Genomic DNA, 15,514 nt, shown 5'->3' on the forward strand with positions numbered 1-15,514 from the left:
ATGCAGATTTAGAACTACTTTTAAAAAAAATTTTTCTCAACACCTTGTAATCTGCGAAAAATGTGGTAAACTGGAATGTCGTATCATGGAAAAAACACATTAATATAGAAGAAAAAAGAAAGGATTTCGATTTTTATGAATATCAAACGCGAAGATGTACGCAACGTAGCCATTATCGCCCATGTCGATCACGGCAAAACCACCCTGGTAGACCAGCTTCTGAAGCAGAGCGGTGTATTCCGTGAAAACCAGGAAGTTCAGGAACGTGTCATGGACTCCAATGACATTGAGCGTGAGCGCGGAATTACTATTTTGTCCAAGAACACTGCTGTCCACTACAAAGGAGTAAAAATCAACATCATCGATACCCCAGGTCATGCAGACTTCGGCGGCGAAGTAGAGCGTGTACTGAAAATGGTCGATGGCGTTATTCTTCTGGTAGATGCTTTTGAGGGTGCTATGCCTCAGACTAAATTTGTTCTGAAGAAAGCTCTGGAGCTGAACCTGCACGTTATCGTCTGCATCAACAAGATCGACCGTCCGGAAGCACGTCCTGATGAAGTTATCGATGAAGTTCTGGAACTTCTTATGGACCTTGAAGCTTCTGACGAGCAGCTTGACTGCCCGTTCCTGTATGCTTCTGCAAAAGCAGGCCATGCAGTTCTTGACCTCGCAGATACACCGGAGAATATGGCTCCGCTGTTTGAGACAATCCTGAAATATATCCCGGCTCCGGAAGGTGATCCGGAAGCTGACACACAGGTTCTTATCAGCACCATCGACTACAATGAATATGTAGGACGTATCGGTGTAGGTAAAGTAGAGAACGGTAAGATCGCAGTAAACCAGGAACTTACCCTTCTGAACCATCACGACCTTGACAAACGCAAGAAAGTCAAGATCAGCAAACTTTATGAATTCGACGGACTGAACAAAGTTGAAGTTAAAGAAGCATCTGTAGGTTCCATCGTAGCGATCTCCGGTATCGAAGATATCCATATCGGTGATACTCTCTGCGGCGGCGACAACCCGGAGGCAATTCCATTCCAGAAGATCTCCGAGCCTACGATCTCCATGAACTTCCTCGTAAACGACAGTCCGCTTGCAGGACAGGAAGGTAAATACATCACTTCCCGTCATCTGCGTGACCGTCTGTACCGTGAGCTCAATACAGATGTCAGCCTTCGTGTAGAAGATACTGAAACTACCGAATGTTTCAAGGTTTCCGGACGTGGTGAACTTCACCTTTCTGTCCTGATCGAGAACATGCGCCGTGAGGGTTATGAATTCGCAGTAAGTAAACCGGAAGTTCTGTATCACACAGACGAACGCGGCAAGAAACTTGAACCAATGGAAATCGCTTACGTTGATGTTCCGGAAGAATTCTCCGGTACCGTTATCCAGAAACTGAGCGAGCGTAAAGGTGAACTCCAGGGAATGAGCACAGCCAGCGATGGTTCTGTCCGCCTGGAATTCCATATCCCGTCCCGTGGACTGATCGGTTTCCGTGGAGAGTTCCTTACTTCCACCAAGGGTACCGGTATCCTGAATACAACCTTCGATGGATATGCTCCATACAAAGGAGATTTCCAGTACCGTAAACAGGGCTCCCTGATCGCATTCGAAGCAGGTGAAGCTGTTGCATATGGTCTGTTCTCCGCACAGGACCGTGGGACACTTTTCGTTGGACCTGGCGAAAAAGTATACAGCGGTATGGTCATCGGACAGAATGGTAAAGCTGAAGACATCGAACTGAATGTCTGCAAGACCAAACATCTGACCAACACACGTTCCTCTTCCGCCGATGAAGCTCTGAAACTGACACCGCCTAAGGTTCTCAGTCTTGAGCAGGCGATCGAGTTTATCGACCAGGATGAGCTTCTTGAGGTTACACCATCAAGCCTTCGTATCCGCAAGAGAATTCTTGATCCCAGAGAAAGAAAACGTGCTGCATTCCGTAAGCAGTAAGAGTAAATCACAGGACACGCCGCTGGCGTTCCCTGATATACAGAGCAATAAAAGAATCGCCCTGAGTCGTAACATTTTAACGGCTCAGGGCGGTTTTATTTGTAAAAATTCAATTATCGGCAGTCACACCTGAAATTTACCGGATTCCCAGTTTCCGGTACAGTGCTGCTTTCACCTCATCTGCTGCAAAAGCTGTGTCCACTGCATTCTTCATCAGGAGCGGAAGTTCTTCATCACGGATCCCGTAGGTTCTCTGGATGAAATCCAGTTCTTTGGTCAGATTTGTATTGCTGACTGTCCGGTTGTCGGTGTTGATCGATACCTTCAGTCCTGCATCCAGGAATTCACGGAGCGGATATTCTGCGGTACTGTTGACTGCTTTTGTCTGGAGATTGCTGATCGGGCACATTTCGATTCCTATGTTTTTCTCTGCAAGTGCTCTCTCAAGTTCTTTATGACCACGCATGGCGATACCATGTCCGATCCTCTTTGCTCCGACCTGCACAGAATCTATGATATTCTGAGGATTTCCACATTCTCCTGCATGGAGAGTAAAAGGTATCCCCAGTTTCCCCGCTTTTGTAAACAGTTCCATGAACTCCGACATTGGATATACTGCCTCTGCTCCAGCAAGGTCTGCTCCGCATACACCGGAACCGAGATATTCCCTTGCCGCCTTGAGCATACGATAATTCTCTTCCTCGCTATGATGGCGCATTGCACAGGTGAGTACTCCGTACTCTACTCCAAAATCTTTCCTGCCGCGTTCCAGACCACTAAGAAGTGCTTCGATCACTTTGCTGCAGTTCATATCCTCTGTCTCTGAGAACAGCGGAGCGAAACGGATCTCTGCATAGCAGACATTTTCCTGGCTCATGCTGCGAAGTACATCATAACCGGCTTCCGCAAGTCCCTGTTCGTCCATGAGGCATCGGCCCGGGATGTCAAATTTCTCAAGATATTCGGCAAGACTCGTACAGTCGTCAGAAACTGTAAGTTCTTCCTGGCTGACCTGTCTTCCAAGTCTTTTCTCTATAAATTCTCTGCTGAGTGAACCGTCCAGATGACAGTGCAGCTCTACTTTTGGCAGTTGTTTCAGTTCTTCTTTCGTCATATTCATTCTCCTTTTCCTTCCATTTCTGAAAAGAACTGATCCGGCGGGCATCACGAGACTGCACCTGAATCAGTTCTTAATTACTTTGAATCAATGTTTCTGTTGTTTCTTTTTCTTCAGAAGCTGAACCTTTGCCTCAAGAAGTTTCTCTCTGGAAAGTTTCGGCTCGGAAGATTTTTCCTTCAGTGGTTCCGGCTTGTGGAAGCTATTATCGTATTCTTCTCTCATGTCTTCTTTGTGGTTCTTCTGAAGTCCTCTGTTTGTCAGTTTCCTGATAATATCATAGAGTACGCCAAAAAGCGGAACCGCAATGACCATTCCCACAAGTCCCCATAATCCGCCAAACAGAAGAATGGAAAACAGCACCCAGAAGCTGGAAACGCCTGTTGTGTTTCCGAGGATCTTCGGTCCAATGATATTTCCATCTACCTGCTGAAGAATCACGATAAAGATGAGGAAATACAATGCCTGCCACGGGTTGTCAAGAAGAAGAAGTAATGCACACGGGATTGCACCGATAAAAGGTCCGAAAAACGGTATGATGTTCGTCACACCGATGACAACGCTGATAAACGCTGCAGATTCAAATCCCAACAACGTTGTCCCTGCAAAACAGATCACACCGATGATTGCAGAGTCGATGATCTTGCCAACAAAGAATCCATTGAACATCTTGTCTGTGTAATGGACTTCTTCCTCGATGATCTGTGCCCATTTGTTCGGGAATATACCATACAGGAGAAGTTTCGCCTGTGCGCCAAACAGTTTGCGGCTGGCAAGGAGATATACTGCAATCAAAAATCCGAGGAACATATTCTTGAATACACTCAGGACTTCAATCAACTGTACGGTAAGATTCCCTATAATCCCCTGAATTGTCTGCATCATACTGGAATTCGCACTCAGAATGTCATTCAGACCACTTTCAATCTGTGAAGAAAAATGATTAAAATATGCCTGAAGCTGCGGCTGATCCTGGAGCACCTGATCTATCATACGATTGCAGTATGCAAGCCGTGCCGGAAGGATACGGATGATTTTGATCGTACTGTCCCATACCTGCGGTAAGATCAGCAGGATCAGCAGAACTACGAGAGTCACTGCACATATGATCGCTATTGCAATGGAAAGAAACTTCATTCCCTTTTTCTGTTTCTCAGTTGCATTTGGACACCATTTCAGGAATCTGTCATCCATCCGGTTGCACATCGGTGCAAGGATATAGGCGATCAGTGCGCCATACAGGAATGGTTTCAGGATATTAAAGATCACGCGGATTCCTGCTGCGATACTCTGGCTCTGGTTCAGGATATACATGATCGCAAATCCAAACGCCAGGACTGCTGCACCTGTAATTCCAAGTTTCACGTATTTTGTGTTTTCATTCTGTTTCAATAATCATGCCCCCTGAAGCTTAACGCTTCCTTTGTTCCACATAAGATGTATGTGGTTTTTGTTTGATTTTACCATATCTGTTGGTGTTTATTGTAACATTCGTGTTCTTTCTTTTCAACACACAAAGTCTTAAATTTGTCCGCGCAAATCTTAAACAAATCTTAACTGCCATAAAGCAACTGCCCCGGCACTACGTTCCTGTAATGCCGGGGCAATCGCCGCTTATATTATTTATATTTTATGGAAGAAAATATATCGTTTTAATTATTTACCATAGTAAGCTTTCAGGTAGATTTCTTTGAGTTCTGCGATGAGTGGGTATCTCGGGTTTGCACCAGTACACTGGTCGTTGAATGCCTGCTCGCTCATCTCATCAAGAGTCTCAAGGAAGTATTTCTCGTCTACACCGTAATCTTTGATGGTAGGTTTGATCTCGATGATCTTCTTGAGTTCTTCGAGTTTCTCCAGAAGTTTCTCAAATACTTCTTTGTCATCTTTTCCTGTCAGCCCTACGAAACGGCCAACCTCTGCGTAGCGAGCCAGTGTCTTCGGATACTGATACTGCGGGAAAGTACCCATCTTAGCCGGAACTTCTGCTGCATTGTAGCGCATAACATCTGTAAGTACCAGAGCGTTTGCGATACCGTGCGGGATGTGATGGAAAGCGCCCAGTTTGTGAGCCAGGGAGTGGTTTACTCCGAGGAATGCATTTGCGAATGCCATACCAGCCATGCAGGAAGCATTTGCCATATGATCTCTTGCCTCTACATCGTTTCCGTTTCTGTATGCTCTTGGCAGATAATCAAATACCAGTTTGATTGCACGGAGTGCAAGACCGTCTGTGTAGTCAGAAGCCATCATGGATACATATGCCTCAAGAGCATGTGTCATAACGTCGATACCAGAAGCACTTGTCAGTCCTTTTGGTGCACTCATCATGTTGTCTGTATCTACGATCGCCATATCCGGTAACAGTTCGTAGTCAGCCAGAGGCCATTTGATTCCTGTTTCTTTGTCTGTGATGATGGCGAAAGGTGTTACCTCAGAACCTGTACCGGAAGATGTAGGTACGGCGATGAAGTAAGCTTTTTTACCCATTTTCGGGAATGTATAGATTCTCTTACGGATATCCATGAAGTCCATTGCCATATCATCGAAGTCTGCATCCGGGTTTTCATAGAGAACCCACATGATCTTACCAGCATCCATTGCGGATCCACCACCCATTGCGATGATGCAGTCTGGTTCGAATGCACGCATTGCTGCAGCACCTGCTCTTGCAGAAGCGAGGGACGGGTCTGGTTCTACATCAGAGAAGCATGTATGAACGATTCCCATTTCGTCAAGTTTGTCTTCGATCTTCTTGGTGTATCCATTCTTGTAAAGGAAGGAGTCAGTTACGATGAAGCAGCGTTTTTTGCCCATCACGTTTTTCAGCTCATCAAGAGCAACCGGCAGGCAGCCTTTTTTGAAGTAAACTTTTTCCGGGGTTCTCATCCAGAGCATGTTCTCTCTCCTCTCAGCAACAGTCTTGATATTGATCAGGTGTTTAACACCAACGTTTTCAGATACAGAGTTTCCACCCCAGGAACCGCATCCAAGTGTCAGAGACGGAGCGAGTTTAAAGTTGTAGAGATCTCCGATACCACCCTGAGAAGATGGAGTGTTGATCAGGATACGGCAGGTCTTCATTGCTGCTGCATGTTTTGCCATCTTTTCTTTCTCATTTACGTTGATGTACAGAGAAGATGTATGTCCATATCCACCGTCAGCTACCAGCTGTTCTGCTTTTGCGATAGCTTCGTCGAAGGTTTTTGCCTTGTACATTGCAAGTACAGGAGAAAGTTTCTCGTGTGCGAACTCTTCGCTGATATCTACAGATTCTACTTCACCGATCAGGATCTTGGTTTCTGCCGGAACAGTAACTCCTGCCATCTCAGCGATCGTAGCTGCTTTCTGTCCAACGATCTTGGCATTCAGTGCACCGTTGATCAGGATTGTTTTTCTTACTTTTTCGATTTCGTCTTTCTTAAGGAAGTAGCATCCTCTGTACTGGAACTCTTCTTTTACTGCTTTGTAAATGCCTTCAAGAACAGTTACGGACTGCTCAGAAGCACAGATCATACCATTATCAAATGTTTTGGAATGGATGATGGAGTTTACTGCAAGACGGACATCTGCTGTGTCGTCGATGATAACCGGTGTATTTCCGGCTCCAACACCAAGTGCCGGTTTTCCGGAGGAGTATGCTGCTTTAACCATTCCAGGACCACCTGTTGCAAGAATGATGTCAGCTTCCTTCATTACGAGGTTTGTAAGCTCAAGGCTTGGTACATCGATCCAGCCAATGATTCCTTCCGGAGCACCTGCTTTTACTGCTGCTTCAAGAACAACTTTGGCAGCTTCAATAGTGCTTCCTTTTGCACGTGGATGTGGGCTGATGATGATTGCGTTTCTTGTCTTCAGAGCGATCAGGGTTTTGAAGATTGCTGTGGAAGTCGGGTTTGTTGTCGGGATAACTGCTGCGATCAGACCGATCGGTTCTGCAATTTTCTTGATTCCATAAACCGGATCTTCTTCCAGTACACCACAGGTCTTGGTGTTTTTGTATGCATTGTAGATGTACTCTGCTGCGTAATGGTTCTTGATGACTTTATCTTCTACGATACCCATTCCTGTTTCTTCAACGGCTGCTTTTGCAAGCGGAATACGGGCTTTGTCTGCTGCTGTTGCGGCTGCTTTGAAGATCTTGTCTACCTGCTCCTGAGTATAGGTAGCAAAAATTTTCTGAGCTTCTTTCATCGCAGCGATCTTGGCTTCAAGTGCCTCTGGAGTGTCGATAATTGCCGGGATGTGGGTTTCTTTCTTTGCCATTTCTGAATCCTCCTGTTTTCCTCTTGTGATTTGATTCTTTCTGGTTTTAGTAGTGTGTTTGATGGTTGTGTGTGTTAATGAATTAACGTTAATTATTTATCAATCTTGCTGATGAGGTTATTATATTAGATTGTTAATCATTTGTCAATATATTTTAACCACCTAAAAAATCCACTAAATCCCTTTTTATTTATTCTTTTTATGTAATTTACACAACTATGCCCGGGGCATTTTTGTATATGTTTATTATATTTTATGGTCACTTATTTTGCAATTTATTTTCATATGGTATTTTATATAAGTTTTTTTGTTTTTCTCTGTATAAATTAGTTATTTTGTATATAATAGAATAATGCACCAGAATATATTGTCATATTCCTATTTTATCCTGCATAGATTAGAGGATAAGAGATGACACAGAACTATTCCCTGTTCTGCGCTTCTCTTCTGTTTTACTTTCTTTTAACATGATCAATCTACAGATTTATTATTGAAGGAGTATTCTAATGGGAAGCGGTAATGCAATACGGGTAACAGAACCAGAAACATTCACACTGATACAATTAGAGGAAGAAAGACAGAAATTGAAAAAGAAAGAACTATTAAAGAATATGCTGACCGACAGCGAGTTCAGCATCCAGGGACAATGTGCCATCAATCTTATGATGACCAAGATCGATATCATCAACACTTTTCTGCTGATGAAGACCGGACGAAACTACATACAGATGAAGACCGGACGACTCAAGAGCTACGACAGTGTCTGCAAGAAAATGCAGAAAAAAGGCCTCGATATGAATTTCGCGCAGGCAGTGGAGAAGATCAACGACCTGATCGGGGTCCGTGCTGTGTGCGCTTATGTGGACGATATCTACAAGGTGGCTGACCTGATCCAGAAACAGCAGGACATCCGCATCATCAAGATCAAGGACTATATCAAGCAGCCCAAGAAATCCGGCTATCAGAGCCTGCATCTGATCCTGGAGATCGCAATTCCATTCCAGAATGAGAATCAATGGGTCAAACTGGAGCTTCAGCTCCGGACGGCTGCAATGGATTACTGGGCAAACCTCGACCACCAGCTCCGTTATAAGAGAGGTCAGAAACAGGCTGCCGTTATCAATGAGGAACTGCAGCAATGTGCCTCTATGATCAGCCAGCTCGATCAGAAGATGCTGGCGATCCGCAAGAAAATTGATAAGATCTGATATAATGCCATGTAAACGTAGACAGGAGCCTCTGCCTTGTATTTCTACAAGAGGGGCTCCTGTTTTTGTGGTTTTATCTAAAATCCTGTATAAATAGTGTTTTATATTGTTATTTTTTTGTCATTCTTTTGTTGTTTCATGTGGATTATTTGCCCAGTCCATACTCCGCAGCCAGTTTCTTAAACTCCGGAAGGGAATTCTGGATCGTCTCATAGGAAACACAGTATGCCAGCCTCACATATCCCGGGCAGGCAAAGGAGCTTCCCGGAACCATGAGGATATTGTATTTCTTGCCGGCCTCACAGAACTGTTTCTCATCTGCGATCGGAGATTTCACGAACAGGTAAAAAGCTCCCTGTGGTTTGATGCACTCAAATCCACATTCTGTCAGTCCATTGTAAAGTGCCAGACGGTTTCTGTCATAAGCTGCAACATCTACTTCTGCGTCTACGCATTTCTGGATGACTTTCTGCATCAGGGACGGTGCATTGACACTTCCGAGTACACGGTTTGCGATCGCTGCTGCTGTGATGACGGTTGCGCTGTCTTCCAGCTCATCCGGAATGACCAGATAACCGATACGCTCACCCGGCAAAGACAGAGATTTACTGTAGGAATATCCTACAACCGTATTCTTGTAGTATTTCGTCAGATACGGAACTTCTACGCCGTCATAAGCCAGCTCTCTGTATGGCTCATCAGAAATCAGATAGATCACAGAACCGAACTCCTGCTGTTTTTTCTCCAGGATCGCTGCAAGTTCTTTGATAGTATCCTCGGAATAAACGACACCTGTCGGATTGTGCGGTGTATTTACGATCACTGCACGAGTGTTGACTGTAATTTTTTCTTCCAGTTCTTTAAGGTTCGGCTGAAAGGTCTCTGTGTTCGGTGAGATTTCCACAAGCTTGCCATCATAGTTGCGGACATATGCACCATATTCCAGGAAATACGGTGCAAAAACGATCACTTCCTCTCCAGAATTCAGGATCGTTTTGAGGATCACGTTCAGGCCACTGGCAGCACCAACAGTCATGATCAGATTATGTGCAGAAAAAGCAGTTTCGAAACGACGGTTCAGAGACTGTGCGATCGTCTCTCTGACATCCTCGAACCCGGCGTTACTCATATATCCATGAAGGACAGTCGGTTCTTCGTTGTTTACAAGATCTATGATTGCTTCGCGTACACAGTCCGGTGCCGGAACACTTGGATTTCCAAGGCTGAAGTCATAGACTTTGTCCGCACCGTACTTTGCCCGGAGACGGTTTCCTTCTTCGAACATCATACGGATTGCTGAATTGTTCTGTACGAAAGGTTTCATTTTTTCTGCTATCATAATACTTGTGCCTCCTCTTAATTCTTATTGTTTGCGATACTTACGGATTGTTCCGTGGTATCTTATTTCTTTTTGCTGTGTCCGAATGAGATCCATCCTGTCAGTGCCAGCATGGCAATACCGACGATCATCCATGGGATCAGATAAGCATTTCCCTTTGGCTGGAACATGTCATAGTAACCTTTGAGATAAATGATCGCTACAACGACCGGGATCACCCACAGCATGTAATTTCTGATGAATGCCGGGAATTTCGCTCCTTTTCCTGTGTTGGCTTCTCTCAGGAAATTCTTCCATCCCCATCCGTTCTTAGATGTACAGAAAATCACGAATATTACAGATCCAAGCGGCAGGATGTTGTTTGAGATAATAAAGTCCTCAAGATCCATGATAGTTGTTCCTTCACCAAGGATCTGGATTCCGGACCATGGTCCAAAGCCAAGGATTGCCGGCATGGAAAGGATAATGATCAGAACGATATTAAATGCAACAGCCTTGTTGCGTTTCCATCCCCACAGATCCATTGCAAAGGACAGGATATTTTCGAATACTGCAATTACTGTAGACAGTGCCGCAAAAGACATAAACAGGAAGAACAGTGCTCCCCAGAGTCTTCCGCCAGCCATCTGATTGAACACATTTGGCAGAGTGATGAACACAAGTCCCGGACCTGCTCCCGGCTCTACATTGAATGAAAAACACGCCGGAATGATAATAAGTCCTGCCATCAGTGCTACGAAGGTATCCAGGATCAGGATGTTGATGCTTTCTCCTGCAAGGGTACGTTCTTTGCCCATGTAGCTTCCGAAGATCTCCATCGCTCCGATACCGATACTCAAAGTAAAGAATGCCTGTGACAGTGCCCCAAAGATTACATTTCCAATTCCTGCCTCGCGGATATTGTCAAGATTCGGTACAAGGTAGAATTTCACACCTTCCATTGCTCCATCCAGTGTTACGGAGTGAACTGCCAGTACAACGATCAGTGCCAGCAGACAGATCATCATAATCTTAGTGATACGCTCGATTCCGTTCTGAAGTCCCAGGGAACATACACCAAATGCCAGCAGGACCGCTGCGATCATCCATCCAGTCATCGTTCCTGTAGATGTCATCAGATTTGAGAAAAATCTGCTCACTTCTTCGGAAGAAGCTCCGCTCAGTTTCCCGGTTGCCATAACATAACAATAGTACATCATCCATCCTGCAACCATCGTATAAAACATCATCAGCATGTAGTTACCGATCATTCCCATATAGCTGTATTTATGGAAATTAGAACCTTCCGGCTCCAGTTTGTGAAATGCTCTTGCCGTACTCAGTCTGCTGCTTCGTCCTACTGCAAATTCGCTTACAAGGATCGGAAGTCCAAGCAGTACAAGAAAGCCAAGATAGATCAGGATAAAAGCGGCACCGCCGTACTTACCTGTCATGTACGGAAATTTCCATACGTTTCCAAGACCTACTGCACATCCTGCTGAAACCAGGATGAATCCAAGTCTTGATCCAAATGTTTCTCTTTCTTTCAAAAGATTTTCCTCCTCCATTTTCATTAACTTATCTATTATAACACAAGGACAGTCCGATGTGAACTGTCCTTGCAGGAATTGGGATTTCAATTTGAAGTTTTATATATAGTTATATCAGGCAAGATGTTATACGGTCGTTACAAGTGCCTCAAAAGCACCTTCCAGTTCATACTCACCGATATTGGCTGTGACAAAGAGGCTGTCTCCTTTTTTGAAAGTCAGGGTTTCTTCCTTATCGCGGATCGTACCTTTTCCTTCCATGACGAGAATGCTTACGAAGGAAGTCTTGTCGATCTCGCCGAACACTTTTTTGACGTGCTGTCCGTCGAGAACGAGCTTATCTACGGTAAAGTACGGGCAGGATACGATATGCGGTTCGAAGGTCTACTTCTTTCAGCCATGAATATTCTTTTTTATATCCGGCCGGTGTATTTTTCAACATCTTTTTTTCTTTCTGGTAATGACTGATCTTATCTGCAAGCATCTGGTTATAAAGAAAATGGCAGCAACCGATTGTTTTCTCTATCTGAGATATCTGTTCTTTATTTGGATAGATTCTTATTTTTACTGCCCGGTTTACTTTTCTCACCCTGACTTTCTATATACTGACGGATTGATTCTATTTCTATGAACACATTGTTCTTGCTTCATTATAATATATTTGTTTTATAAGAACAAGTGCTTTTATGAATTATTCGAGCAGATATGCTCAAAGGTCAATTCATCCCTTCACCTATAGGTGAGGAAATTCTTACTACATTTGTTAAATTAACTTGTTGTGCTAGATAAAATAAAATATAAAGAAACTTCAACAAAATGTGCTATCTTATTTGTAGGACATACAAATTTGAAAGGGGGCATCATCATGTTGAAGTTTCAAAATAATGATACCACGATTATTGCAACTTTTGAAGACTTTATTTTGACCACTTACGTTATTATTGATGAATTGTATCACCGCTTTGCACCTTCGGAAGTCAGAAAACGTCGCCATGTTTTGGATGCAAAACTATCTGATTCCGAAATCATTACGATTGCTCTCTGTGGAGAGTTGGTCGGTATTGATTCTGAAAATGCCTGGTTTTCTTTTGTAAAAAAGAATTACCGACACCTTTTCCCACAGCTTTGCAGCAGAAGCCGTTTTAACAGAACGAGGCGTGCTCTGATGCAGATAACCGAATTATTAAGACAAAAAATGCGCTCTGTTTTTCCGGTTCCGGTCAGTTCTTATTGCATTCTTGATAATTTTCCGCTTGCAGTCTGTAATTTTGGACGTGCACGATACTGCAAAACATTTCGCAGCCAGGATGCTGATTACGGAAAGTGTCCTTCTAAAAAGGAAACTTACTTCGGTTATAAAGTGCATGCCCTGGTCACATTAGAAGGTTACATTACTGCATTTGAGATTACGCCGGCATCCACAGATGACCGCGAAGGATTACGGGATCTGGCGGATAATTGTTCAAATATTACAATTTTAGCAGATAAAGGATATGTTGGCGAAAAACTCATGCAGGAAATGAAGGAACAAACGATCTGTCTTTTTGCACTCAAGCGTTCCAACGGTAAAGAAAACTGGTCAAAAGCTTTCAGGGCTTATGCACCCGTTTGGTTAATAAAGTATTGGCATACAACCTCTGCATTGCATTAAACAGTATTTTCGGCGAAACCTGCGAACTTGGAAAAATCAAAGAATTGATATTCTAAAAAATTTATTTATCAATAATAACAGGGATTCTTTGCGGTTTTTACAAGTTTTAAACGTTTTATTTGAAATAGCACAACAGGTTAATTTATTTCCCATACAGATAAGAGCTGTACTCTGGAGCATCCAGATTCGTGGTATCGATCCATACAGGATCATAGTATACAAATTTCTCCAGACCGCTGGAAACTTCCTCATACGGAACGGTCAGCTGTACGGCTGCAAGGATCGTCTGGTATCCCAGCTGATACGGGGACTGTGAAACAATGCCTGCCTCTGAACCATTACGAACTGCGTCCTGCTGTTTGGTAGTTGCATCCACTCCAACCATGACCGGTGCTGTACCCTCTGCTTTCTCAATATCGAGATAAAGATCAGATACATCTGCATTCGTACAGAACACGCCTGCCAGATCCGGATATCTCCGAAGAGCATCTTCCATGGCAGTTTTCATGTCATCCACCTGATCTGTATATAATTCCTGAACAACTGTAATGTCCGGACATTCTGCGAGAGCTTCCTTGAATCCTTCTACACGTTTCTTAGAGCTCTCTGTCTTCTCCTGAGCGGAAAAAATTGCGACTTTACCGCTTTTTCCGATCGCATCGCTTAATTTCTCTCCCGCCATCTTTCCTACATAAACATTATCTGTTCCGCGGAAAACGGCGATCATATCACTGTCACTTACATTGGAGTCAAAAGCTACTACTGCAATGTCATTCTCTCTGGCTGCCTCAAGCTGTGCCTGGCAGGAATCCTCGTCGCCTGCTGAAAGACATAATACCGTTGGATTCTCTGCAATAACTGCATCCAGTGTATTAACCTGCTTCTCCACATCCTGCTCATCACTTGCGCCTTCAAAGGTCATCGTGATCTGGTCATCGGATGTAAAACCGTATGCCGCATTGACATCCTTAATCGCATCTTCCATACCGGAATGAAGTGCCTTCCAGTACTCACCATCCACGCTCTTACTTACAACTGCAATTCTACTTCCCTTCGTTACGGGTGCAGAAGTATCGATCTGTGCTGCCAGTGCAGCTTCTTCCTCTGATTCCGGATCTGAATCTGTCTCTTCCTCTGTCTGTGTTGTCTCGTCATTTGCCTGCACATCCGCCACAAAATTCTCAGAGCCGCTTTCTTTGTCGAGTCCCCCTGCCACCAGTATGGCACCAGCAAGGATAATTCCGGCTGCAGCCGCTTTTCTCATTATTTTCCCTCTTTTCTTAATCCAAACTTCATACAAATGCGCTTCTTTTTTACATTATACACATTTTCTTTTTTGCGTCCATAGATTTCATAGTTTTTTCATTATTTGAGCGGAAAATAATACATTCTTGCTGATATGCTTTACAGTGTCAAAAAGCCTTTGAATGTCTCACCTTTCGGTGTGACTTTAAATTCCATTTTTTTTCCGTTTGCCGGGTGGCGGAAAGCCAGATGGCAGGAGCATAATCCTAACGGAAGGTCAGACTTATCTGCGGCGTTATATTTCCGGTCTCCAAGGAGCGGCATGCCTTTGTGAGCCATCTGCACACGGATCTGATGATGTCGTCCTGTATCCAGGATGATCTTAACAAGGATTCTTTTTCCTGTTGCGGTGCGTTCGTCTTTGATTTCTTCCTGAATACTGTAATCCAGGCTGGCTTTTTTTGCTCCGGGAGTCTTCGGAGTGACCACGGAGGAAGAATTTGTCCGGTTATCTTTTTTGAGGTAATCTTCCAGATGCCCCTGCTTTTCCTCTGGCAGCTGTGCGGTTACTGCCAGATATTCTTTTGTGACAGTTTTAGACGTGATCTGTCGGTTCAGTTCGGCGGCAGCCTTTGGCGTTTTTGCAAATACCAGAACGCCCTCTACCGGCTGATCCAGTCTGTGTATGATCCCGAGATACGGCATCTTGCCCGGTGTCTTAAGTGCCAGATGATTCTTAAGGCTGCTTTCCATATCTGCCATTCCAAAGCGGGCACTCTGCACGGCAACGCCCGCCGGTTTATGGCACACCAGAATATCCTTATCTTCATAAAGAATACAATCCTGTATATTAAAACTTTGCATAAAAAATCTCTCCTTTTGAGGAGAGTATAACATACAACACGTAAGACGACCATCACTTCTATTTATTCTTCGCGAATTATTTATAAAAGGATGGTCGTCTTAACACTCTTCACTATTCAATTTTTAATAACCTCTTAGTTCTTTCAAAACTTATCGTCTTGTTTGCTAATTGAATTCCTGTGATATATCTACATCATATATCTCTGATCCAATTCTCTGTATTTAGTTTTTATATTAATTTCGATATCATATTGATGTCTTGATTTGTGGTTGCGATTGTTTTATTCCCTGCTCATAAACGATACGATTTTTATCACTTCGTCTATT

At 43.8% G+C, this 15,514-nt stretch carries 11 protein-coding genes and 1 pseudogene; 3 read left to right on the top strand and 9 right to left on the bottom strand.

Annotated elements, in window-relative coordinates; genetic code table 11:
• Positions 1–135 precede the first annotated feature (135 nt).
• On the top strand, positions 136–1,968 hold the full coding sequence (gene typA / locus DWX28_RS03490) for a translational GTPase TypA (protein WP_022214081.1): 1,833 nt from the start codon (positions 136–138) through the stop codon (positions 1,966–1,968).
• A 136-nt stretch (positions 1,969–2,104) separates the two neighbouring features.
• Here the strand turns inward: typA and add are convergent, their stop codons facing one another.
• The 3 genes from add to adhE form a co-directional block, all read right to left on the bottom strand.
• Entirely contained in the window at positions 2,105–3,082 is a 978-nt protein-coding gene (gene add, locus DWX28_RS03495) for an adenosine deaminase (protein ID WP_118251847.1), read from the bottom strand.
• Between the two features lie 90 nt (positions 3,083–3,172).
• Positions 3,173–4,477, bottom strand: a complete 1,305-nt coding sequence (locus DWX28_RS03500) for an AI-2E family transporter (protein WP_243002315.1) — start codon at positions 4,475–4,477, stop codon at positions 3,173–3,175.
• Between the two features lie 264 nt (positions 4,478–4,741).
• Positions 4,742–7,351, bottom strand: coding sequence for a bifunctional acetaldehyde-CoA/alcohol dehydrogenase (adhE, locus tag DWX28_RS03505; RefSeq protein ID WP_022214084.1), 2,610 nt, complete (start codon positions 7,349–7,351; stop codon positions 4,742–4,744).
• Positions 7,352–7,857: 506 nt separating this feature from the next.
• Between adhE and DWX28_RS03510 the strand changes: the two genes are divergently transcribed.
• Positions 7,858–8,559 (top strand): GTP pyrophosphokinase, encoded by a 702-nt coding sequence (locus tag DWX28_RS03510; RefSeq protein WP_022214085.1) that lies wholly within the window; start codon positions 7,858–7,860, stop codon positions 8,557–8,559.
• Positions 8,560–8,704: 145 nt separating this feature from the next.
• On the opposite strand, the gene DWX28_RS03515 is transcribed toward DWX28_RS03510, so the two are convergent.
• From DWX28_RS03515 to DWX28_RS03530, 4 genes are all read right to left on the bottom strand, one after another.
• Positions 8,705–9,898 carry a pyridoxal phosphate-dependent aminotransferase gene (locus DWX28_RS03515; RefSeq protein ID WP_118251848.1) on the bottom strand — a complete coding sequence of 398 codons (1,194 nt, stop codon included), beginning with the start codon at positions 9,896–9,898 and terminating at the stop codon, positions 8,705–8,707.
• 62 nt (positions 9,899–9,960) lie between these two features.
• Positions 9,961–11,451 (bottom strand): sodium-dependent transporter, encoded by a 1,491-nt coding sequence (locus tag DWX28_RS03520; protein ID WP_420314286.1) that lies wholly within the window; start codon positions 11,449–11,451, stop codon positions 9,961–9,963.
• 102 nt (positions 11,452–11,553) lie between these two features.
• Positions 11,554–11,733 carry a hypothetical protein gene (locus DWX28_RS03525; RefSeq protein WP_118251849.1) on the bottom strand — a complete coding sequence of 60 codons (180 nt, stop codon included), beginning with the start codon at positions 11,731–11,733 and terminating at the stop codon, positions 11,554–11,556.
• A gap of 31 nt (positions 11,734–11,764) precedes the next feature.
• Complete coding sequence (locus DWX28_RS03530; protein ID WP_118251850.1) at positions 11,765–12,016, bottom strand: helix-turn-helix domain-containing protein; 252 nt, start codon at positions 12,014–12,016, stop codon at positions 11,765–11,767.
• 276 nt (positions 12,017–12,292) lie between these two features.
• Here DWX28_RS03530 and DWX28_RS03535 point away from each other — a divergent pair.
• Positions 12,293–13,134, top strand: a pseudogene (locus tag DWX28_RS03535) (IS982 family transposase).
• Between the two features lie 86 nt (positions 13,135–13,220).
• Here DWX28_RS03535 and DWX28_RS03540 read toward each other — a convergent pair.
• Complete coding sequence (locus DWX28_RS03540) at positions 13,221–14,342, bottom strand: substrate-binding domain-containing protein (RefSeq protein WP_022214089.1); 1,122 nt, start codon at positions 14,340–14,342, stop codon at positions 13,221–13,223.
• 140 nt (positions 14,343–14,482) lie between these two features.
• Complete coding sequence (locus DWX28_RS03545) at positions 14,483–15,187, bottom strand: RluA family pseudouridine synthase (RefSeq protein WP_022214090.1); 705 nt, start codon at positions 15,185–15,187, stop codon at positions 14,483–14,485.
• Between the last annotated feature and the right edge of the window lie 327 nt (positions 15,188–15,514).

The sequence above is a fragment of the Blautia sp. AF19-10LB genome, assembly GCF_003461245.1.
GTDB classification, from domain to species: domain Bacteria; phylum Bacillota; class Clostridia; order Lachnospirales; family Lachnospiraceae; genus Blautia_A; species Blautia_A intestinihominis.

Coding starts and splice junctions, on each gene's coding strand:
- typA (WP_022214081.1), top strand. CDS start 136: ATGAATATCAAACGCGAAGATGTACGCAACGTAGCCATTATCGCCCAT.
- add (WP_118251847.1), bottom strand. CDS start 3,082: ATGACGAAAGAAGAACTGAAACAACTGCCAAAAGTAGAGCTGCACTGT.
- adhE (WP_022214084.1), bottom strand. CDS start 7,351: ATGGCAAAGAAAGAAACCCACATCCCGGCAATTATCGACACTCCAGAG.
- DWX28_RS03510 (WP_022214085.1), top strand. CDS start 7,858: ATGGGAAGCGGTAATGCAATACGGGTAACAGAACCAGAAACATTCACA.
- DWX28_RS03515 (WP_118251848.1), bottom strand. CDS start 9,898: ATGATAGCAGAAAAAATGAAACCTTTCGTACAGAACAATTCAGCAATC.
- DWX28_RS03520 (WP_420314286.1), bottom strand. CDS start 11,451: ATGAAAATGGAGGAGGAAAATCTTTTGAAAGAAAGAGAAACATTTGGA.
- DWX28_RS03540 (WP_022214089.1), bottom strand. CDS start 14,342: ATGAGAAAAGCGGCTGCAGCCGGAATTATCCTTGCTGGTGCCATACTG.
- DWX28_RS03545 (WP_022214090.1), bottom strand. CDS start 15,187: ATGCAAAGTTTTAATATACAGGATTGTATTCTTTATGAAGATAAGGAT.